This is a genomic window from Phycobacter sedimenti (assembly GCF_038148855.1).
Taxonomy (GTDB): domain Bacteria; phylum Pseudomonadota; class Alphaproteobacteria; order Rhodobacterales; family Rhodobacteraceae; genus Phycobacter; species Phycobacter sedimenti.
Map to the genome: position 1 here is coordinate 508,474 of NZ_JBBVGR010000002.1, position 19,770 is coordinate 528,243.

The window sequence follows — 19,770 nt, forward strand, 5'->3', positions numbered from 1 at the left end:
TTTACGCCTTTGCTGCGAGGCGGTCCAGTTGTGCGCCGACCGGAGCGGAGATCAACATGCCTGCGGCCATCGCGGCCAGGAACAACACGCCTTCCCAGCCATTGTAGGTGAGGGAGGCGAGAGCCGGCCCCGGACACAGGCCAGCCAGCCCCCAGCCCATGCCGAACAGGACGGAGCCCGTGACCAGGCGGTGATCCAGTTCCGGGCGTGCAGTGGGGAAGTCGCCACCGACCAGCGGTTTGCGCCCATGTGTCAGGCGCCAGGCAAAGAACATCGGAATGACCGCGCCGCCCATCACAAAGGCCAGCGTGGGGTCCCAGTTGCCAAAGACATCAAGCCAGCCCTGAACCTTGGTGGTGTCGGTCATGCCAGAAATGAACAGGCCGCCGCCAAAGAGGCTGCCCGCGATAAGAGAAAGGATAAGACGCATCAGATCAGCCCCAGCACATGACGGAAGATGGCAAGTGTCAGACCACCCGCCAGGATGTAAAAGACGGTCGCAACGATGCCCCGCAGGGAAAAACGCGAGATGCCGCAGACGCCGTGGCCAGATGTGCAGCCATTGGCGATCCGGGTGCCGACGCCGACCAGCAGACCCGCCGCGATGATTACCCAGACATTGGTGGTCATGTGCGTGTCGATCTCGACGTTATAGATCGGCCAGAGGATCAGTGGCGTGACGATGACGCCGACCAGAAAGGCGACCCGCTCCCATAGGCTGTTCCAGCCGCTGCCATCGATCAGGCCGCCGAAAATGCCGCTCGCGCCCATGACGCGGCCATTGCCCAAAAGGTAGACGGCTCCGCCCAGGCCGATGATTCCGCCCCCGACGAGACCCCAGATCCAGTCTGTTTCCATGTTTCGCGTTTCCTTGATGTGGGGCGCTGCTTCTTTGACGTGCTTGCAGCACCCGGTCAGTGTCCAAGGCGCTGCATCCACCCCAATGGGCGCAGCGCCTTGGCGGTTAGATCTTGTTGACGGGGATCTTGAGGAAGACATCCCCTTGCTCATCCGGTTCCGGCATCTGGCCGGCCCGCATGTTGACCTGCAGCGACGGCAGGATCAGGCGCGGCATGCCGAGCGTTGCATCGCGGGCATCGCGCATGGAGACGAAGTCTTCGATGCTTTTGCCTTGGCCGATGTGGATGTTGAGCGCTTTCTGCTCTCCGACCGTGGTTTCCCAGGCATATTCGTCACGGCCGGGTGCCTTGTAGTCGTGGCCGACAAAGATGCGTGTCTCATCCGGCAGGGCGAGGATCTTTTGGATCGATTGGAACAGCGTTTCCGAAGAGCCCCCCGGAAAATCGCAGCGTGCGGTGCCGAAATCGGGCATGAACAGCGTATCACCAACAAAGGCCGCATCACCAATCACGTAAGTAAGGCAGGCGGGCGTATGGCCGGGTGTATGCAGCACCTCGCCGCGCAACTGTCCGATCATGAAGCTGTCGCCTTCCTTGAACAGCTGGTCGAACTGGCTGCCATCGCGCTGGAACTCGGTGCCTTCGTTGAAGACCTTGCCAAAGGTATCCTGGACGATGGTGATGTTCTCACCGATGCCGATCTTGCCGCCAAGACGTTCCTGCAGGTAGGGCGCTGCGGACAGGTGGTCTGCGTGGACGTGGCTTTCCAGGATCCACTCGGTCTTCAGCCCTTCGGCCTCAATCCAGGCGATGATTTCATCGGCAGAACTGGTGTCGGTCCTGCCAGAGGCATGATCAAAATCCAGAACCGAATCGATAATGGCGCAGGTGCTGCCGTTCGGATCGCGGACAACGTAGGAAACGGTGTTTGTGGCTTCGTCGAAGAAGGCTTTGACGATTGGATTCATGTTGGGACACTCCCTTGGGTTTCCTTGTACATATATCGAAAGCTGAATGTGTTGCAACCCTTGTCGCGACATTCCCGAAAATTCCTGTGGGACGCGCGGCAAGATGGCCTGCGTAGTGTAGCAGGGCAGGCGGAAGACTTGGGGTCAAAATCTGCTCCATCGCAAAGACCAGTGCCTGTCTGTTGAGCAAAAGCTTCGGAAAAAATGCCCCCTGTCCGCACATCGGGCAGCTTGGTGGCGTCAAACGCTTTATTTCTGTTTCATTTCTTTGGCAGACTGGATGCACTCAAGGGAGGAGTGAGCATGACGAGTACAAACCTTACGGAGATGGCGTTGCGCCTTGAAAAGGACATTCGCGGCGCTTCGGGAACTGCGCGCACAAAACTCATCGACGAATTCCTGTCGGTCATGTCACGCTTGCGTCGCAGCAACGCTGAGATTTCCGCACAGCTGCGCAGAGTGGAATATGCCATTCTCGAAGAGGCCACCGAGGATCGCTTCGATAATATGCCGGTTTGATCGGCAGGCTTTTAAAGCGTGGCCGTGATGCCTGGCCACGCCAAAGCCGGTGGAGCTTAGCTCATAAGGGGGTCAGGACAAAAAGATCCCGACCATCACCAGCATCAATCCGATCACAGATAGAAAAAGTGCGCCGAGATTGAAGGGCAGCACGGATTGAACCACGGCCCGCAAGGCGTCGTCGTCCAGTTTCTGGCGGCGGGCCTTTGCGACGCGCAGGATGCACCAGACCAGCCCCAGAAGACCGGCAACGGAAAGGGCCGCACCGACCCAGACGAGGATTTCGAACATGCCTGTCTCCCGCTGTTGACTGCCGCTGCGCCTAACGGATCGGCCCTGAGGATGCAAGGGGGCGGCTCTGTTGCTGCGTGCGCAAATGACCGCCTTTCAGCCGGCGCCTCGCTTTCGCGGCTTGCAGTGCTCTGACGGGATCGCTATCCCCTTTCATCGACTGTTTTGACATGCCTTGCTGACGGAGCCGGAAATGGATCTGACCGAAGACGAAAAAAGCGAAAACTACCGTGTGACCGCCGGAGAGCTGCGCCAGTTCATCGAGCGTTTCGAGCGTCTGGACGCCGAGAAGAAAGACATCGCTGACCAACAGAAAGAGGTGATGGCCGAAGCCAAGGCGCGCGGCTATGACACAAAGGTCATGCGCAAGGTGATTGCCCTGCGCAAGCGCGACAAGGACGACATCGCCGAGGAAGAGGCGGTCCTGGACATGTATAAGGAAGCTCTGGGCATGTGAGCCGCCGTTGGCCGCGAAGCTTGCAGCTTATACGCCGTGTCTCCTTTCCGGGACGCGGCGTTTTTCATTCCGGTTGGAGTTTGGTGGCATTGTCTGGTGGTGCCTGGAAACTCTTTATATATGAAATTTTAAGCTTGAAGTATTTTCCGAGCTGTCCGATATTGGCAGGGCAACAGACAAGAACCGAGTGAGGAGGCTGCTCATGCCCGCAATCAATGTGCATCCCGAAGGCTGGAAACCGGCCAAGGGCTATGCCAATGGCATGGTGGCCGAAGGCAAGCTGCTGTTTGTCGGCGGTCAGATCGGCTGGACGGCCGATCAGGTCTTTGAAACCCACGATTTTATCGGCCAGATGAGCCAGGCGCTGCGCAATATTCTGGATGTGGTGGAGGCGGCCGGGGGGCAGGCGAGCGATATCACCCGTCTGACCTGGTATGTGACCGACAAGGCCGAATACCTTGCACATCAGGCCGAGGTCGGCAAAGCCTACCGCGATGTCATGGGCTATCATTTCCCGGCCATGACGATGGTTGTGGTTTCCGCTCTGGTCGAGGATGAGGCCAAGGTCGAGATCGAAGCGACTGCGGTCCTTCCGACATAATCCCATGCGATAGCTGTCCGCAGCAGAGGACCTGGTGAAAGCGGTTGGAAATCCAAGCTGGGCGCCCCATGTCTGAATCTATCAGATGGAGGGCTCTCAATGCGGATCAATGCAGATTTCACCAAACGTGTCGCCGTGCACTATGAGGACACCCCTTGGGTGCCCAGCCCCGCCGCGGGGGTGGAGCGCAAGATGCTGGATCGGATCGGGGAGGAGGTCGCCCGTGCAACCTCCATCGTCCGTTTTGCACCCGGTTCTGCTTTCAAGGCCCATACCCACGATGGCGGAGAGGAATACATCGTCCTTGATGGCGTGTTCCAGGACGAGGACGGCGATTTTCCGGTCGGCTCCTATGTGCGCAACCCGCCGACTTCGCGCCATACCCCGGCCGCGCTGGATGGCGCGACGATCCTTGTCAAACTGCACCAGTTCGACCCGGGCGATCGCCAGACCGTTCAGATCGACACGAACGGGCATGACACGCTGCCGCTGTTCCGGGACGAGCACGAGGATGTGCAGTTGGCGACATGGGCCCCGGATGAGGAAGTCTCGTTCGTGGCTCAAGGTGGCGCTGAGGTCTTTGTCCTTGAGGGCAACTACCAGGAAGATGGTGAGGTTTTCTCCCGCTGGGACTGGTTGCGCCTGCCGCCGGGAGCGCATTTTGAGGCAAAAGCAGGCCCGGATGGCGCGCGTGTCTGGATGAAGACCGGACACCTCGCGCAAATGCTGAATTTCTAGGCGGTCATTATTTCTGATTGAAATCAGTGATTTGTCGGTCGCTCCTGAGGGGCGGCCGATTTTTTTTTGGTGCATCAAAAATTTTACCAGTTGATAAAAAAACAATCTGTGGCAGTCTGACTCGCAGAAAAAAGAACAGTCAGGGAGACACCCAATGGCGAGTAGCCATCAGGCATCCGGCATCCAGGCGGGACGTTTGTCCGCCCCCGAGATCGCCGAGAATTTCGGGGATCTGCATGCCCCTTACGATCAGCACGAGGCCGCCGTGGCCGCAGATCGTTGCTATTTCTGCTATGATGCGCCGTGCATGACGGCCTGTCCGACCTCGATCGACATTCCGCAGTTCATCCGTGAGATTCAGGCAGGGCACCCGGTTTCGGCAGCCAAGACGATCCTCGAACAGAACATTCTGGGTGGTATGTGCGCCCGTGTCTGCCCGACCGAGACCCTGTGCGAAGAAGTCTGCGTGCGCGAGACCGCAGAGGGCAAGCCTGTCGAAATTGGCCGCCTGCAGCGCTATGCCACCGACACCCTGATGGCAAAGGGCATTCACCCCTTTACCCGCGCCGAAGGCACAGGCAAGCGCGTGGCAGTTGTGGGCGCGGGCCCTGCGGGCCTGTCCGCTGCGCACCGCCTGGCCATGCTTGGGCATGATGTTGTCGTGTATGACAGCAAGGCCAAGGCCGGCGGTCTCAATGAATTCGGTATTGCCGCCTATAAATCTACCAATGATTTTGCGGCCCGCGAGGTCGAATGGCTTCTGCAAATCGGCGGCATTTCAATGGAGTATGGCAAGAAGCTTGGGGCTGAGCTGTCGCTTGACGCGCTCAAGGGGGACTTTGATGCGGTCTTCCTGTCGATTGGTCTTGGTGGCGTCAATGCTCTGCGCAGCGAGGGCGAAGACAAGGACGGCGTGCGCGATGCGGTAGAGTTCATTGCCGATCTGCGTCAGGCCGAGGATCTGACAAAGCTGCCTGTCGGGCGCAACGTCGTCGTGATCGGTGGTGGCATGACCGCGGTGGATGCGGCTGTGCAGTCCAAGCTTCTGGGTGCAGAGAACGTCACGATCGCCTACCGGCGTGGCCGCGAGGCCATGGGTGCAAGCCGGTTCGAGCAGGATCTGGCCGCCTCGAAAGGCGTCAAGCTGATGTTCAATGTCATGCCCAAGGCGATCCATGGCAACGGCGCCGCAGTTGAGATCGAACTGGAGTACACCGAGGTGAAGGATGGTCGCGTGACGGGCACCGGCGAAACGGTGCGTTTGGTGGCGGATCAGGTCTTCAAGGCGATTGGTCAAACCCTGGAAGGTCAGCCGGACGGGCTGAAGATCGAGGGCGGAAAGGTCAAGGTTTCCGAGACCGGGCGCACCTCGGTTGCCGGTGTATGGGCCGGGGGCGACTGTGCCTCGGGCGGCGAGGACCTGACCGTGACCGCCGTGGCCGAGGGCCGCGATGCCGCAATGGACATTCATTCCAGCCTGATGGGCTAAGCCAGCCCGCCGTTCCGGTCTGGGGCGGCAGGCGAGCATGAAAAGGAACAGATAAATGGCTGATCTGACAACTGAATTTCTGGGGATTAAATCCCCGAACCCGTTCTGGCTGGCCTCGGCGCCGCCCACGGACAAGGAGTACAACGTGCGCCGTGCCTTCGAGGCTGGTTGGGGCGGTGTGGTCTGGAAGACCCTCGGCTCCGAAGGCCCGCCCGTGGTCAACGTCAACGGGCCGCGCTACGGCGCGATCTGGGGGGCGGACCGTCGCCTGTTGGGGCTCAACAACATCGAGCTGATCACCGACCGCAGCCTTGAGACCAACCTCGAGGAAATCACCCGCGTCAAGAAGGACTACCCGGACCGCGCGGTGATCGTTTCCATCATGGTGCCCTGCGAGGAAGAGGCCTGGAAGGCAATCCTGCCCAAGGTCGAAGCCACCGGCGCCGACGGGATCGAGCTGAACTTCGGCTGCCCGCATGGCATGGCCGAGCGCGGCATGGGCTCTGCCGTGGGGCAGGTGCCGGAATATATCCAGATGGTCACCGAATGGTGCAAGAAATACTATTCCAAGCCCGTGATCGTGAAGCTGACACCGAACATCACTGATGTGCGCTTCCCGGCGCGCGCGGCCAAGGCGGGCGGCGGCGACGCGGTCAGCCTGATCAACACGATCAACTCCATCGTCTCGGTCGATCTCGACAGCATGGCGCCCGAGCCAACCATCGGTGGCAAGGGAACTCACGGTGGCTATTGCGGCCCGGCAGTGAAGCCGATTGCCATGAACATGGTGGCCGAAATTGCCCGCGACCCGCAGACCCATGGCCTGCCTATCTCTGCGATCGGCGGCGTCACCACCTGGAAGGACGCGGCGGAATTCATGGCGCTTGGTGCGGGCAACGTACAGGTCTGCACCGCCGCGATGACCTATGGCTTCAACGTGGTGAAAGAGATGATCTCGGGCCTGTCCAACTGGATGGATGAGAAGGGCTACACCTCGACCCAGGACTTCATCGGCATGGCGGTTCCGAATGTGACCGACTGGCAGTATCTGGATCTGAACTATGTCGCCAAGGCCAAGATCAACCAGGATGACTGCATCAAATGCGGTCGTTGCTATGCCGCTTGCGAAGACACCTCTCACCAGGCCATCGCCATGAGCGAGGATCGCACCTTTACCGTGAAAGATGAGGAATGCGTAGCCTGCAACCTGTGCGTCAACGTCTGCCCGGTCGAAGGCTGCATCACCATGGAAGAGGTGCCCGCAGGCCAGGTGGATCTGCGCACCGGCAAGGTGGTTTCCGGCGAATATGCCAACTGGACGACCCATCCGAACAATCCATCTGCGACGGCAGCTGAGTAAGCTACGCAGCGCAAGGTGTTAATAAAATGTAAAAAAGGCGCTCCGGGTTGGGGCGCCTTTGCTGTGTCGATGGAATGAAACTCAGGTGGGGGTCAGCATCCGTCGATAGAAGGTTTCAAGAAACTCGGGTGCCGCGTCGAATGGATCTTCGTCCCCCATCAGCGTGCGCACCTGCACATCAAAATCCGCATAGTGCTGCGTCAGGGACCAGATCGAAAAGATCAGGTGTTTCGAGTGGCTTGGTTTCAGTCTTCCCGCGCCCATCCAGCCGTCGATGACTGCGGCTTTCTCCTCGACCAGATCCTTGAGGTCAGTCGATAGCGCTTCCAGCATCCGGGGGGCACCCTGCACGATTTCATTTGCGAACAGGCGGCTTTCACGCGGAAAATCCTGGCTCATCTGAAGCTTGCGCTGCACATAGGCGAGCATTTCCTCCAGTGGCTCCCCCTCAGGGTCAAGGGCGCGCAAAGGGTCCAGCCAGGTGTCCAGGAGTTCGGACAAAAGCGCTGTGAAAATGGCTTCTTTCGAGGGGAAGTAGTAAAGCAGGTTTGGCTTTGAAAGACCTGCTTCACTGGCGATTTGATCGACCGTTGCCCCGCGAAACCCGTGCGCGGAGAATACCTCCAGAGCAGCCTCCAGAATGGCGGCGCGATTCTTTTTCTGAATGCGAGTCGGGGATCTGTCCTTGGGCATGAGGGCGTTTTTTGTCCTTGACTGTCGCGGCGTTTGCAGAACGCCTGTATTTCACACATTTCACCTGTAAACCAAGCGTTTTCGCAGCCTTCATGTCGCAATTTCTTGACTGACTGTACCCGCATGGTAGCTTGACTTTGACCAGTTGGTCAAATCCGGTCCTGCATCGAAAATCGTGGACGGGGTACGGGTTTGGGTCAACGCTTCAAAGCCACCAATAGGGCGCAAAGCTCAATAATAACCTGCAACATGTGCGGGATGAACAGGAAGGAAGCTGCGATGACGTCGCTTGGACAGAACTTGAAGATCAACGGCGATCGGCTGTGGGACAGTCTCATGGACATGGCCAAGATCGGCCCGGGCGTTGCGGGCGGCAACAATCGCCAGACGCTGACGGACGAGGATGCAGAGGGACGCGCTCTGTTCCGGAAATGGTGCGAGGACGCGGGCTGCACCATGGGGCTTGATCAGATGGGCAATATGTTTGCGCGTCGCGAAGGGACTGACCCGGATGCTTTGCCGGTCTATGTGGGCTCGCACCTTGATACTCAGCCCACGGGTGGCAAATACGACGGGATCCTCGGAGTGCTGGGCGGGCTGGAATTAATCCGCTCGCTTAACGACATGAATATCAAGACAAAACACCCCATCGTGGTGACGAACTTCACCAACGAGGAAGGGACGCGCTATGCGCCAGCCATGCTGTCTTCGGGCGTCTTTGCGGGCATCCATACGCAAGAGTGGGCCTATGATCGCGTAGATGCGGATGGCAAGAAATTCGGCGATGAGCTGAAGCGGATCGGCTGGCGCGGCGATGAGGAAGTTGGCGCGCGCAAGATGCATGCCTTCTTTGAGCTTCACATTGAACAGGGCCCGATTCTTGAGGCTGAAGGCAAGGATATCGGTGTGGTCACGCACGGTCAGGGCCTCAGCTGGACGCAAGTTACCATCACCGGCAAAGACGCCCATACTGGATCGACCCCGATGCCGATGCGCCGCAATGCGGGGCTCGCCATGGCGCGGATCCTGGATGCGGTGGATGAAATCGCCTGGTCCCATGCCCCGCATGCGGTCGGGGCGGCCGGTCATATCGATGTCTATCCGAATTCGCGCAACGTGATCCCAGGCAAAGTGGTTTTTACCGTCGATTTCCGCAGCCCCGAGCTGGAGGTGATCGAGGACATGGAAAACCGCCTGCGCGAAAAGGGGCAGGAGATCGCCGATGCGATGGGCGTTGAAATCGAATTCGAAAAGGTTGGCGGTTTCGACCCGGTGAAATTCGACGACGCCTGCGTGGCAGCCGTGCGCAGCGCGGCCGAGCGGCTTGGCTATTCGCATCTCGACATCATTTCCGGTGCCGGCCATGATGCGTGCTGGATCAACCGCGTGGCACCGACCGCCATGGTCATGTGCCCCTGTGTCGATGGGCTAAGCCACAATGAAGCCGAAGAGATCAGCAAGGAATGGGCCGAAGCCGGGGCGAATGTCCTGTTTCACGCCGTCGTCGAAACAGCTGAAATCGTTGAATAAGTTGATGTGTGTTCCGGTGTTTCTGGAGCCCGCGATCCGGTGATCGGTTCCGGCCTCTCCATCCCCGATCGGATCACGCATCTGATCGAGACGGAGATGGCCGAGTTCAACGTCTCCAGCGAGGTGTCCCTTGCGACCCTTCAGGCCTTTCGCGCAGCGCTTTGTGAGCCCCAGGAAGTCACCGTGAATTTCTCGGGCGGGCTGACACAGGAGTGCTGGGCCGTCACGTGGGCGAATGGCGACTACCGGGTCATCTTTTTGCCGCTTGCGGGGTATTTCTCGCTCTGTGTGGAATCCGTCTTCGGGCCGCTGGACATCGGCGTACATGGACATGCAATCGGCTGCTTCAGTTCCGTCTGAGGCAGACCGAATACAACAAGAAAACAGGGAGTTAACAGACATGAGTAAAGTCATCAAGAACGGCACGATCGTGACCGCAGACCTGACCTACAAGGCGGATGTTCTGATCGAAGGCGGCGTCATCACCGAGATCGGTGCAAACCTCAAGGGCGACGAAGAGCTTGACGCGACCGGCTGCTATGTGATGCCGGGCGGGATTGATCCGCATACCCATCTGGAAATGCCTTTCATGGGCACCTATTCTTCGGATGATTTCGAAAGCGGTACCCGCGCTGCTCTGGCGGGCGGCACGACCATGGTTGTTGACTTTGCCCTGCCCAACCCCGGCGAAAGCCTGCTGGATGCGCTGAAACGCTGGGACAACAAATCCACCCGCGCCAACTGCGACTACTCCTTCCATATGGCGGTCACCTGGTGGGGCGAGCAGGTCTTTGATGACATCAAGACCGTGATCGAGACCCGCGGCATCAACACCTTCAAGCACTTCATGGCCTACAAGGGTGCACTGATGGTCAATGACGACGAGCTGTATGCCAGCTTCCAGCGTCTGGCTGAACTGGGCGGCATTGCCATGGTGCACGCCGAAAACGGTGATGTGGTGGCCGAGCTCAGCGCCAAGCTGCTGGCCGAGGGCAACAATGGTCCCGAGGCGCATGCCTATTCTCGCCCGCCGCAGGTCGAAGGCGAAGCCACCAACCGTGCCATCATGATCGCCGATATGGCGGGGGTGCCGCTTTACGTGGTGCACACCTCCTGCGAGGAAAGCCACGAGGCGATCCGCCGGGCCCGCATGCAGGGCAAGCGCGTCTGGGGTGAGCCGCTGATCCAGCACCTGACCCTCGACGAAAGCGAATACTTCAACCAGGATTGGGACCACGCTGCCCGCCGCGTTATGTCGCCGCCGTTCCGCAACAAGCAGCATCAGAACAGCCTTTGGAATGGTCTGCAGTCGGGGTCGCTGTCGGTTGTGGCGACGGATCACTGCGCCTTTACCACCGATCAGAAACGCTATGGGGTGGGCGACTTCACCAAGATCCCCAACGGCACGGGTGGCCTTGAGGACCGCATGCCGATGCTCTGGACGCATGGTGTGAACACCGGCCGACTGACGCCCAACGAGTTCGTCGCAGTCACCTCAACAAACATTGCCAAGATCCTGAATTGCTATCCGAAAAAAGGTGCGGTCCTGGTCGGCGCCGATGCGGACCTGGTGGTCTGGGATCCGGAGAAGAGCAAGACGATCTCGGCTTCTTCGCAGCAGTCGTCGATCGATTACAACGTCTTTGAAGGGCATGAGGTCAAGGGCCTGCCGCGCTTTACCCTGACCCGCGGCCATGTGGCGGTGCATGACGGTGAAATCCGCACCCAGGAAGGCCATGGTAAATTTGTCGAGCGTGAGGCAAATACCACCGTGAACAAGGCGCTTTCGACCTGGAAGGAACTGACCGCCCCCCGCCCGGTGGAGCGGACCGGCATTCCGGCAACCGGCGTGTAATCTGGCGATCATCCGAAGGCGGGCCGCCCGGTGCGGCGGGCCGTCCTTCGTCCGACTAAGGCAATGACATGACAAATGAAACGACACCCCAGGCCAGTTCCCCCCAGGCCGTCGTAGAAGCGCGCGATCTGAACCTGGTGTTCGAGACCAACGATGGTCCGGTGCAGGCGCTGAAGGATGTGAATCTTACCATCAACAAGGGCGATTTCGTCAGCTTCATCGGCCCCTCGGGCTGCGGCAAGACGACCTTCCTGCGGGTGATGGCGGCGCTGGAACACCCGACCAGCGGATCCATCACCGTGAACGGCATGACGCCCGACGAGGCGCGCCAGAAGCGGGCCTATGGCTATGTGTTTCAGGCGGCGGGGCTGTACCCCTGGCGCACCATTGCCAAGAACATCAAACTGCCGCTTGAGATCATGGGCTATTCCCGCGAAGAGCAAGACAAGCGCGTCGCGCAAGTTCTTGACCTTGTAGAACTTTCCGGGTTTGGCGGTAAATATCCCTGGCAGCTGTCGGGCGGCATGCAGCAGCGGGCCAGTATCGCCCGCGCGCTGGCCTTTGATGCCGATATCCTGTTGATGGACGAACCCTTTGGAGCCCTGGATGAGATCGTGCGCGATCACCTCAACGAGCAGCTTCTGAAGCTTTGGGCGCGTACGGACAAGACCATCGGTTTCGTCACCCACTCCATCCCCGAGGCGGTGTACCTCAGCACCAAGATCGTGGTGATGTCGCCGCGCCCGGGCCGGATCACCGATGTGATCGAAAGCACCCTGCCAAAGGAACGCCCTCTCGATATACGCGACAGTCAGGAGTTCATCGACATCGCGCACCGGGTGCGCGAGGGTCTGCGCGCGGGGCACAGCGATGACTGATCCGCGTCGTAGAACCTGTCCAACCGGAGGGGTGACATCCGTGCACCCCCCGTGCACCCCCAGTGCACCGCTTTGCTGCCAGATCGGGAGGGTGTTGTCATGAAGAACATCCTCGCCGTTCTTACGGTTGTCGGTGCCATCATCGCCTTCTGGTATGCCGCCTGCGTTCCGATGAACATCAAGGGCGTTCTTGATCAGGCCGAGCGTGCAGGGGCCACCGTCACCCCCGCCACCGCCAAGGAGCGCCGCGACATGGGCACCTTTGGGCTTGTGGCCACGAACTCCTTTGCCATCGCGGACACCTGGGCGCAGGACCGCCCGCGTCTGCCCGCGCCGCATCAGGTTGCAATAGAGCTGTGGGAAACCACGGTGATGAAAAAGATCACCTCAAAACGCAGCCTGATCTACCATGGGCAGGTAACGCTTTCCGCAACGCTTCTTGGTTTTGCCATCGGCACCGGCCTCGGCATCCTGCTGGCGGTGGGAATCGTGCATTCCAAGGTGATGGATATGTCGGTGATGCCCTGGGCCATCGTCAGCCAGACCATCCCGATCATCGCGCTGGCGCCGATGATCATCGTGGTGCTCTATTCCATCGGGGTGCAGGGGATCCTGCCAAAGGCGATCATCTCGGCCTATCTCAGCTTCTTCCCGGTTGTTGTGGGCATGGTAAAGGGGCTGCGCAGCCCGGATCACATGCAGCTGGATCTCCTCAAGACCTATAACGCGTCCACCGCGCAGGGGTTCTGGAAGCTGCGGCTGCCGTCCTCGCTGCCCTATCTATTTGCCTCGCTCAAGATCGGTATCGCCGCCTCCCTGGTGGGAGCCATCGTGGGCGAGCTGCCGACCGGCGCGGTGTCGGGCCTTGGTGCGCGGCTTCTGGCGGGCAGTTATTACGGGCAGACGGTGCAGATCTGGTCGGCTCTGTTTGCAGCGGCCATCCTGGCGGCGCTTCTGGTGGCGCTTCTGGGGATGATTGAACGTCTGGTTCTCAAACGTATGGGGATGAGCGCATGATTGAAGTTGGTATTGCCGCTCTGGTCTGGATCGGGGGCTGGTGGATCAACAGCCGCCTCGCGAACAGCCCCGCGGCCAAGACGCGGGCCGTCAAACTGGCTGTGCCGCTGGTATTCGGCGTCACTATCCTGATTGTCTGGGAACTGCTTGTGCGCGGGCTTGAGGTCTCCATGGTGATCCTGCCGGCACCGAGTATGATTGCCGAACGCTTTGCCACCTCGCTGCCGATCCTGTGGCAGGACTTTGCACAGACCTTCATCAAGGGGGCGCTGTCGGGCTATATCATGGGCTGCGTTGCCGCTCTGGCCATGGCCGTTGCGGTGGACCGCAGCGATTTCCTGCGCCGGGGCCTTTTGCCCGTGGGCAATTTCGTGGCGGCCCTGCCTATCGTCGGCACCGCGCCCATCCTGGTGATGTGGTTCGGCTTTGACTGGCAGTCCAAGGCGGCCGTTGTCGTGGTCATGGTGTTCTTCCCAATGCTGGTGAACACGGTTGCGGGGCTGAGCGAGACCTCTGCGATGCAGCGCGACCTGATGCGCACCTATGCGGCCAGCTATTGGCAGAGCTTCTTCAAGCTGCGTCTGCCTGCGGCCCTGCCGTTTATCTTCAACGGTTTGAAGATCTCGACCACACTCGCGCTGGTTGGTGCGATCGTGGCGGAGTTCTTTGGCTCGCCCACCGTGGGAATGGGCTTTCGGATCTCGACCAGCGTCGGCCAGCTGGCGCTGGACATGGTCTGGGCCGAAATCCTGGTCGCGGCCCTCGCGGGATCGGCCTTTTACGGCGTGATCGCCCTGATCGAGAAATCGCTGACCTTCTGGCACCCTTCGCAGCGGGGGTGACAGCCGAAATTTCATCGCCCCGGACACAGCCTTCGGGGCGATGAGACCAAAGGGCCATGGCCCGGTTTTCTCACGCCCAAATGGGCCATGAAGGAACGGCCAGACCATCGCCCAAAGCTTGCGCAGACCGACAAAAAGCCAGCCAATGGCGCAATAAAATTCTTTGAACAAATGGTCAAATTCGCGCAAGCTGCAACCATAACCAACAGGGAGAACCTACCAATGAAACACATTCTGACAGCCGCCGCGCTGGCCCTTGGTGCCGCCGGAGCCGCTCAGGCAGCGGACGACGTCAAGCTGCAGCTCAAATGGGTGACACAGGCACAGTTCGCTGGCTACTACGTGGCGCTCGACAAGGGCTTTTACGAAGAAGAAGACCTGAACGTCACCATCCTGCCCGGCGGCCCCGATATTGCCCCGACCCAGGTGATCGCAGGTGGCGGCGCGGACGTGACCGTCGAATGGATGCCGGCCGCGCTGGCGGCCCGCGAAAAGGGCCTGCCACTGGTCAATATCGCTCAGCCCTTCAAATCTTCGGGCATGATGCTGACCTGCTGGAAAGACACCGGCATTGCAGAGCCCAAGGATCTGGCAGACCGCACCCTGGGGGTCTGGTTCTTCGGCAATGAATTCCCGTTCATGAGCTGGATGAGCAAGCTGGGCATCTCCACCGAAGGCAAGGGTGAGATGGGCGTCGAGGTTCTGAAGCAGGGCTTCAACGTTGACCCGCTGCTGCAGCGTCAGGCGGACTGCATCTCCACCATGACCTACAACGAGTATTGGCAGGTTCTGGACGCGGGCGTCGCGGCGGATGAACTGGTGACCTTCAAGTACGAAGACCAGGGCGTTGCGACGCTGGAAGACGGTCTTTACGTGCTGGAAGACAAGCTGAGCGATGCAGCCTTTGCCGACAAGATGGAGCGTTTCGTGCGCGCTTCGATGAAGGGCTGGAAATACGCCGAGGCCAACCCGGATGAAGCCGCCGGGATCGTTCTGGACAATGACGCTTCGGGCGCCCAGACAGAAGAGCACCAGAAGCGCATGATGAGCGAGATCGCCAAGCTGACCGCAGGCAGCAATGGCGCGCTGGATGTCGCTGACTACGAGCGTACCGTTCAGACGCTGCTGACCGGTGGGTCTTCGCCGGTGATCACCAAGGCTCCGGAAGGCGCCTGGACCCATGCCATCACCGATGCAGCGCTGAAGTAAGCTGATCGCCTATCAGATTTCCGGCCCGTCCCTGATGCTTCAGGGGCGGGCTTTTTCATGTCTGAACAGCGGCAGGGTCAGCTCTGTTCCAGGAACCCGCCGTAAAGCCCCTGTTTGAAGATCAGCCCCTTGCCGGGGCGGGTGGCAAAACGCTGCACTTCGCCCAGGACGATGGTGTGATCCCCGGCGGGGTGGCTGGCATGGGCCTTGCAGTCAAAGCGCGCCAGAACCCCGTCCAGAAGCGGCGTTCCATGAGCGTTGGCCGTCCACGGGGCTGCGTCAAAATCATCGCCGCAGCGGGCAAAATGGATGGCAAGATCCAGCTGATCCTCGGCCAGAACATGGATCGAATAGTGCTGTGCGCAAACAAAGGCGTCATGGCGCAGGGACGTGCGTGCCGGGCACCACATCAACAGGGGCGGCTCCATCGAGACCGACGAAAAGCTGTTGGCGGTGAAGGCCAGCGGCCCTTTGTCTGTCAAAGTGGTGATCACGGTGACTCCGGTCGCAAAACAGCCCAATGCGTCGCGATAGGCCCGCTGCGTATCAGAGCCCGGAATCAAGGTGGTGTCTGGCATGGTGCGCGCCCTTCGTCTGAGTGATCCGTCAGATCTAGGCCCCGACCTGCCACGGGCCAGTTTATTTGTCCACCGGGTTCAGGTCTTCCAGCAGGCGGCCATGGGCGCGGGTCTGCGCGATGACGTCGCCCAGGGTGGCAAATCCGCGGGCCTCCAGCATGGGCAGCATCCGGCACAGAACCTCGGCGGTGGCGCGCGCATCGCCCAGGGCGGTGTGGCGCAGGGCGGTGGGGATGGTCACATCCAGCCGTTCGCACAGCGCATCCAGCGTATGCGGCACCGAGGCGCCGAACAGAACCGCGCTCAGCAGCACCGTATCCAGAACCGGGTGATCCCAGGCAAGGTTCAGACGCTTTGCCTCCCGCCGCAGAAAGGCCATGTCGAAGGGTGCGTTATGGGCGACGATCACCGCATCGCGGCAGAAATGGTGGAAGCTGCGGGAAACCTCTGCAATGTCTGGCGCGCCCTTGACCATTGCGTCGGTGATCCCGTGCACCCTGGTCGAGGCGGCCGGGATCGGGCTGCCGGGATCGACCAGAAGATTCAGGGCCTCACCATCGATGATGCGACCGCGCAGAACGCGCAGTGCGCCAAGCTGCACCACATGATCCTTGTGCGGCAATAGCCCGGTGGTTTCGGTGTCAAACACCGCAAAGGTCAGATCGGACAGGGGCCGGTTCTCGATCTGCTGGGTGACCGGGTTGAGCAGACCAAAGTCATAGACCAAAGGGCGGGCCGCCTCGGGCGGGATGTCTGCCTCGGCGCTGTCAAAGATCACCACATAGCCGGGCGCATCGCCCAGCGGTTTGAGCCGCAACCCGTAGGTTTGCCGCCCGTCGCTACCGGTGATGCGGGCGCTGACCTCCTTGCCGGACCGGATCATCTTGTGATGCGCGGTCTTCAGCGCGTCGGCCTCCAGATAATCGCCAAGAACGGCGCCAAGGCGTGTGGGCGCGATCTGCGACAGGACCGCTGCGGCCTGGGCGTCGTAAAGGACAATCCGGTGATCGGGGCCGACCATGACCGTGGCGACGGGCACCTCTGACAAAAGGGTCGTCAGGCGCGCCTTCTCGGCCTCCAGCCGGGCCGTTTCGCGGGCGATGGCTTCGGCGGAGTTCAGGTTTGCCTGCCCCAGTTTGCCCACAAGGCTCGACGCGGCGGGAGCCAGATCGCCAAGATAGCGCGCGGCCTGTTGGTCAAGGTCGGATGTCACACCGCCATGGGCACGGGCGCGCAGACCCGCTGCCAGCCTTTCGATCGGCTTGGCGACGTTTTCATCGAACAACAGCCAAATCCCGGCGCAAACGCCGAGGATGGCGAAGAGGCTGAGCGCGCCGACAAAGACGAAGGCATCAAGCAGGGCAGGATTGCCCGCACGTCCGTAGCCGATCCACAGCGCTGCCCAGACGCCGCTGATGCAGGCGGCTGCGATCAGGCAGAAGAACAGGAAGACGCGGATCCGCAGGCTGAGACGTGCCAGCATCAGACCGCTCCGCAGAAGGTCGCCAGCAAACCGTCATCCTCGGGCGGAAAGATCCACTCAATCCCGCTGTCATCGCCCGCCCCCAGCGCCGCGTCAGAGGCGACGACAGCACGGCGCCACCTCGTGCAGTCCAGCCGCACGGGCAGGCTGCTGACCGGGGCCCAGCGGCCGAAGAAATAGACCTCTGTGATGTAGTGGCCGGGCAGGTCAGGGTGGCTCTTTGCGGTTGCTGTTTCAATGGCTGCAAAGCGTTCGACAAACGGCACAGCATAGGTCCAAGGCCGGTAGAGGCTTCTGTTCTCGCCGGTTTCGGCCACGAGAACGCCCTCGGGCAGCGCGGCGCGGGTGCGCTCATACCAGCCGTACTCCGAAGAGATTGTGACTGCGATCATCGCGAGGCCCGCGGCCACAGGGGCCAGCCATTTGGGCAGCCGCCCGCCACTGGCCCGGCCGATCAGCATCACGACTCCTGCCACGGCAAAGCCTGCAAATATTGTTGCGATCAGTTCCAGAAACATCTTGTGGTCCTCTTGTGCTGCCGGGGTCAGCCCATCATCCCTTTGCCATGGCCAAGCGCCGATTGCATTGTCTTTACCACGACAAAGGCGTCGCGCAGATGACTTCGCTCAAAGTCCGACAGATCCGATGGGGCCAGAAAGTTGTCGGGCGCCTCGCCCTTGCGGATCTGGCCAGCCTGATGCTTCAGCCGGGTTTCGGCAATCAGGTCATAGGCATCCATGAGATCCCGCGCACCCGAAGGGCTGAGGGCGGATGTCTCGGCTGCCGCCTCCAGCCGCGCGCGGGTGTTGACCGGGGTAAGCTGCGCTTGCAGGGCATAGATCCGCCCCAGATCCACCACCGGCACCACGCCGTTGTGTTTCAGATCCAGCGTGTTGCGATGTTCGCCCGAACGGATGGTGGCGATCCCGCGCAAGAGCCCCAGCGGCGGCGTGTGTTTCAGCGAATTGGAAATCATATGCGCGACAAAGATGGAATTGGAGCTTGCCGCCTTGAGCACCTCATCCTGCAGCCCGGTGAACAGGGAGGCGTTTCCGCCGATGGGACGCAGGTCGAACATCACCGAGGCCAGCATCTGCGCCATGGGATCCGGGGTCTTGATCCAGCCTTCGAAATACTGTCGCCAGACGCGCATGGGCTGGCGCCAGCGCGGATTGCTCGCCATCATGTCACCGGGGCAATAGACATAGCCGCAGGTGTTGAGCCCATCGCAGACAAACCGGGCGAGGGCTTCGAAATAGGCAGCGTCAGCCTCCTGCATCTCGTCAGCGATCATCAGGCAGTTGTCCTGATCCGAGACCCCTGTCTGTTCCTGCCGCCCCTGTGATCCGCAGGCCAGCCACAGGTAGGGCACAGGCGGCCGGCCAAGGCGGTCCTCGGCCAGCGCCAGCAGGCGACGGGTGGCGGCGTCGGCAATATCGGTGATGAGGCGGGTCACCACCTCGTGCCGGTTGCCGGCGGCCACCAGCTGCAACAGCAGCGCGGGAATGCGCGCGGTGACACGGGCCATGGTGCCGGCGTCCGGCGCATTGGCGATCTCGGCGATCATCTCGGCCGAGCTCATGGCCTGCAGGCGGGTGAGGTCGGTTTGCGTCACGATTCCCGCCAGGCGCCCCGCATCCACCACCGGCACATGGCCAATCCGGTGCTCCATCATCGCATGCAGCACGTCCGATGCGATGGCGGAAGAGGGCAGCGTAAGGGGATCGCGGGTCATGATCCGCGCCACGGGCGTTGAAATCGGCAGCCCTTCTGCCAGCACCTTTTCCGTCAGATCGCGGTTGGTGAGGATCCCTTCGAGGGTATCGCCATGGGTGATGCAGACCGAGGAAATGTGATGGTCCCGCATCAATTGCGCCGCGCCCTGGCAGGTCAGACCGCTGGAGCAGGTGACCGGGGGCGTCGCCATGAAATCCGCAACGCGGCGGGTCGCGAGGCTGTTCTGCGCGGGTCCGTCCGGGCGACGGCGGTCAAAGAAGCGCGCCACCTTCGGTTCGGCCTGCATCAGCGCATCGAAATCGGCACGGGGCAGCAGCAGAAGCGCGCTCTCTGCGCTGGCAAAGGCGGTGGTGACGGCAATGCCATCACGGGTAAGGCCCCGCTCGCCAAAGGAATTGCGCGGTCCCAGAATGGAAACGGTCATGCCGTTCTCGTCAAAGACCTCCACCTCGCCGTGATGCACAAGGTAAAGACCATTCATCGGCGCCCCAAGGGCATAAATCTCATCCCCTGGCGCGGCGTGGATCACCTCGAACCTGGGCGCCAGCGCCGCAAGGCGCGCCGCATCAAGGCTGTCATAGGGGTGCACCGTCTTCAGGAACTGGATCAGACCGTCGGGGGAAAGGGGCATGGGAATAGCCTGTCTGCAAAGCCGGGATAAAAGT

General features: G+C 60.8%; 22 protein-coding genes. 13 read left to right on the top strand and 9 right to left on the bottom strand.

All coding sequences use genetic code 11. The features are described from left to right. Window position 1: 1 nt before the first annotated feature. From AADA15_RS05500 to AADA15_RS05510, 3 genes are all read right to left on the bottom strand, one after another. Window positions 2-430, bottom strand: coding sequence for a DUF6691 family protein (locus AADA15_RS05500; protein ID WP_341640536.1), 429 nt, complete (start codon window positions 428-430; stop codon window positions 2-4). Continuing rightward, complete coding sequence (locus AADA15_RS05505) at window positions 430-858, bottom strand: YeeE/YedE family protein (RefSeq protein WP_341640537.1); 429 nt, start codon at window positions 856-858, stop codon at window positions 430-432. Before AADA15_RS05505 ends, AADA15_RS05500 begins: the two co-directional genes overlap by 1 nt. 106 nt (window positions 859-964) lie before the next feature. Continuing rightward, window positions 965-1,828 (bottom strand): MBL fold metallo-hydrolase, encoded by an 864-nt coding sequence (locus tag AADA15_RS05510; RefSeq protein WP_341640538.1) that lies wholly within the window; start codon window positions 1,826-1,828, stop codon window positions 965-967. 303 nt (window positions 1,829-2,131) lie between these two features. On the opposite strand from AADA15_RS05510, the gene AADA15_RS05515 reads away from it, so the two are divergent. Further along, window positions 2,132-2,347 carry a hypothetical protein gene (locus tag AADA15_RS05515; RefSeq protein ID WP_341640539.1) on the top strand — a complete coding sequence of 72 codons (216 nt, stop codon included), beginning with the start codon at window positions 2,132-2,134 and terminating at the stop codon, window positions 2,345-2,347. Window positions 2,348-2,419: 72 nt separating this feature from the next. Here the strand turns inward: AADA15_RS05515 and AADA15_RS05520 are convergent, their stop codons facing one another. Beyond that, window positions 2,420-2,638 carry a hypothetical protein gene (locus tag AADA15_RS05520; protein ID WP_341640540.1) on the bottom strand — a complete coding sequence of 73 codons (219 nt, stop codon included), beginning with the start codon at window positions 2,636-2,638 and terminating at the stop codon, window positions 2,420-2,422. Window positions 2,639-2,831: 193 nt separating this feature from the next. On the opposite strand from AADA15_RS05520, the gene AADA15_RS05525 reads away from it, so the two are divergent. The 5 genes from AADA15_RS05525 to preA all read left to right on the top strand — a co-directional run bounded on the left by AADA15_RS05525 (window position 2,832) and on the right by preA (window position 7,283). Beyond that, complete coding sequence (locus AADA15_RS05525) at window positions 2,832-3,095, top strand: DUF2312 domain-containing protein (RefSeq protein WP_192966339.1); 264 nt, start codon at window positions 2,832-2,834, stop codon at window positions 3,093-3,095. Between the two features lie 202 nt (window positions 3,096-3,297). Beyond that, the gene (locus AADA15_RS05530) at window positions 3,298-3,696 is read left to right on the top strand and encodes a RidA family protein (RefSeq protein ID WP_341640541.1); all 399 of its coding nucleotides are present in this window, start codon (window positions 3,298-3,300) and stop codon (window positions 3,694-3,696) included. Window positions 3,697-3,795: 99 nt separating this feature from the next. Next, complete coding sequence (locus tag AADA15_RS05535; RefSeq protein WP_341640542.1) at window positions 3,796-4,434, top strand: cupin domain-containing protein; 639 nt, start codon at window positions 3,796-3,798, stop codon at window positions 4,432-4,434. A gap of 154 nt (window positions 4,435-4,588) precedes the next feature. After that, window positions 4,589-5,923 (top strand): NAD(P)-dependent oxidoreductase, encoded by a 1,335-nt coding sequence (locus AADA15_RS05540; protein ID WP_341640543.1) that lies wholly within the window; start codon window positions 4,589-4,591, stop codon window positions 5,921-5,923. A gap of 55 nt (window positions 5,924-5,978) precedes the next feature. Next, the gene (preA, locus tag AADA15_RS05545; RefSeq protein ID WP_341640544.1) at window positions 5,979-7,283 is read left to right on the top strand and encodes an NAD-dependent dihydropyrimidine dehydrogenase subunit PreA; all 1,305 of its coding nucleotides are present in this window, start codon (window positions 5,979-5,981) and stop codon (window positions 7,281-7,283) included. Window positions 7,284-7,364: 81 nt separating this feature from the next. On the opposite strand, the gene AADA15_RS05550 is transcribed toward preA, so the two are convergent. Next, window positions 7,365-7,976 carry a TetR family transcriptional regulator C-terminal domain-containing protein gene (locus AADA15_RS05550; protein ID WP_341640545.1) on the bottom strand — a complete coding sequence of 204 codons (612 nt, stop codon included), beginning with the start codon at window positions 7,974-7,976 and terminating at the stop codon, window positions 7,365-7,367. A 279-nt stretch (window positions 7,977-8,255) separates the two neighbouring features. Between AADA15_RS05550 and AADA15_RS05555 the strand changes: the two genes are divergently transcribed. The 7 genes from AADA15_RS05555 (at window position 8,256) to AADA15_RS05585 (ending at window position 15,307) form a co-directional block, all read left to right on the top strand. After that, window positions 8,256-9,506, top strand: coding sequence for a Zn-dependent hydrolase (locus tag AADA15_RS05555; RefSeq protein ID WP_341640546.1), 1,251 nt, complete (start codon window positions 8,256-8,258; stop codon window positions 9,504-9,506). A 39-nt stretch (window positions 9,507-9,545) separates the two neighbouring features. Next, window positions 9,546-9,866, top strand: a complete 321-nt coding sequence (locus AADA15_RS05560; RefSeq protein WP_341640547.1) for a hypothetical protein — start codon at window positions 9,546-9,548, stop codon at window positions 9,864-9,866. A gap of 40 nt (window positions 9,867-9,906) precedes the next feature. After that, a complete protein-coding gene (gene hydA, locus AADA15_RS05565) occupies window positions 9,907-11,361 on the top strand; it encodes a dihydropyrimidinase (RefSeq protein ID WP_341640548.1) in 1,455 nt (484 codons plus the stop codon). Window positions 11,362-11,429: 68 nt separating this feature from the next. Further along, the gene (locus tag AADA15_RS05570) at window positions 11,430-12,239 is read left to right on the top strand and encodes an ABC transporter ATP-binding protein (RefSeq protein WP_341640549.1); all 810 of its coding nucleotides are present in this window, start codon (window positions 11,430-11,432) and stop codon (window positions 12,237-12,239) included. A 99-nt stretch (window positions 12,240-12,338) separates the two neighbouring features. Beyond that, on the top strand, window positions 12,339-13,256 hold the full coding sequence (locus AADA15_RS05575) for an ABC transporter permease (protein WP_341640550.1): 918 nt from the start codon (window positions 12,339-12,341) through the stop codon (window positions 13,254-13,256). Beyond that, window positions 13,253-14,098 carry an ABC transporter permease gene (locus AADA15_RS05580; protein WP_341640551.1) on the top strand — a complete coding sequence of 282 codons (846 nt, stop codon included), beginning with the start codon at window positions 13,253-13,255 and terminating at the stop codon, window positions 14,096-14,098. Before AADA15_RS05575 ends, AADA15_RS05580 begins: the two co-directional genes overlap by 4 nt. A gap of 222 nt (window positions 14,099-14,320) precedes the next feature. Next, window positions 14,321-15,307, top strand: coding sequence for an ABC transporter substrate-binding protein (locus AADA15_RS05585; RefSeq protein WP_341640552.1), 987 nt, complete (start codon window positions 14,321-14,323; stop codon window positions 15,305-15,307). Window positions 15,308-15,384: 77 nt separating this feature from the next. On the opposite strand, the gene AADA15_RS05590 is transcribed toward AADA15_RS05585, so the two are convergent. The 4 genes from AADA15_RS05590 to AADA15_RS05605 form a co-directional block, all read right to left on the bottom strand. Continuing rightward, window positions 15,385-15,885 (bottom strand): flavin reductase family protein, encoded by a 501-nt coding sequence (locus AADA15_RS05590; RefSeq protein ID WP_341640553.1) that lies wholly within the window; start codon window positions 15,883-15,885, stop codon window positions 15,385-15,387. Window positions 15,886-15,946: 61 nt separating this feature from the next. Next, a complete protein-coding gene (locus tag AADA15_RS05595; RefSeq protein ID WP_341640554.1) occupies window positions 15,947-17,368 on the bottom strand; it encodes a 3'-5' exonuclease in 1,422 nt (473 codons plus the stop codon). Further along, window positions 17,368-17,886, bottom strand: coding sequence for a hypothetical protein (locus AADA15_RS05600; RefSeq protein WP_341640555.1), 519 nt, complete (start codon window positions 17,884-17,886; stop codon window positions 17,368-17,370). The genes AADA15_RS05595 and AADA15_RS05600 overlap by 1 nt, the downstream gene beginning before the upstream one ends. A 26-nt stretch (window positions 17,887-17,912) precedes the next feature. Beyond that, window positions 17,913-19,736 (bottom strand): DUF294 nucleotidyltransferase-like domain-containing protein, encoded by a 1,824-nt coding sequence (locus AADA15_RS05605; RefSeq protein ID WP_341640556.1) that lies wholly within the window; start codon window positions 19,734-19,736, stop codon window positions 17,913-17,915. Between the last annotated feature and the right edge of the window lie 34 nt (window positions 19,737-19,770).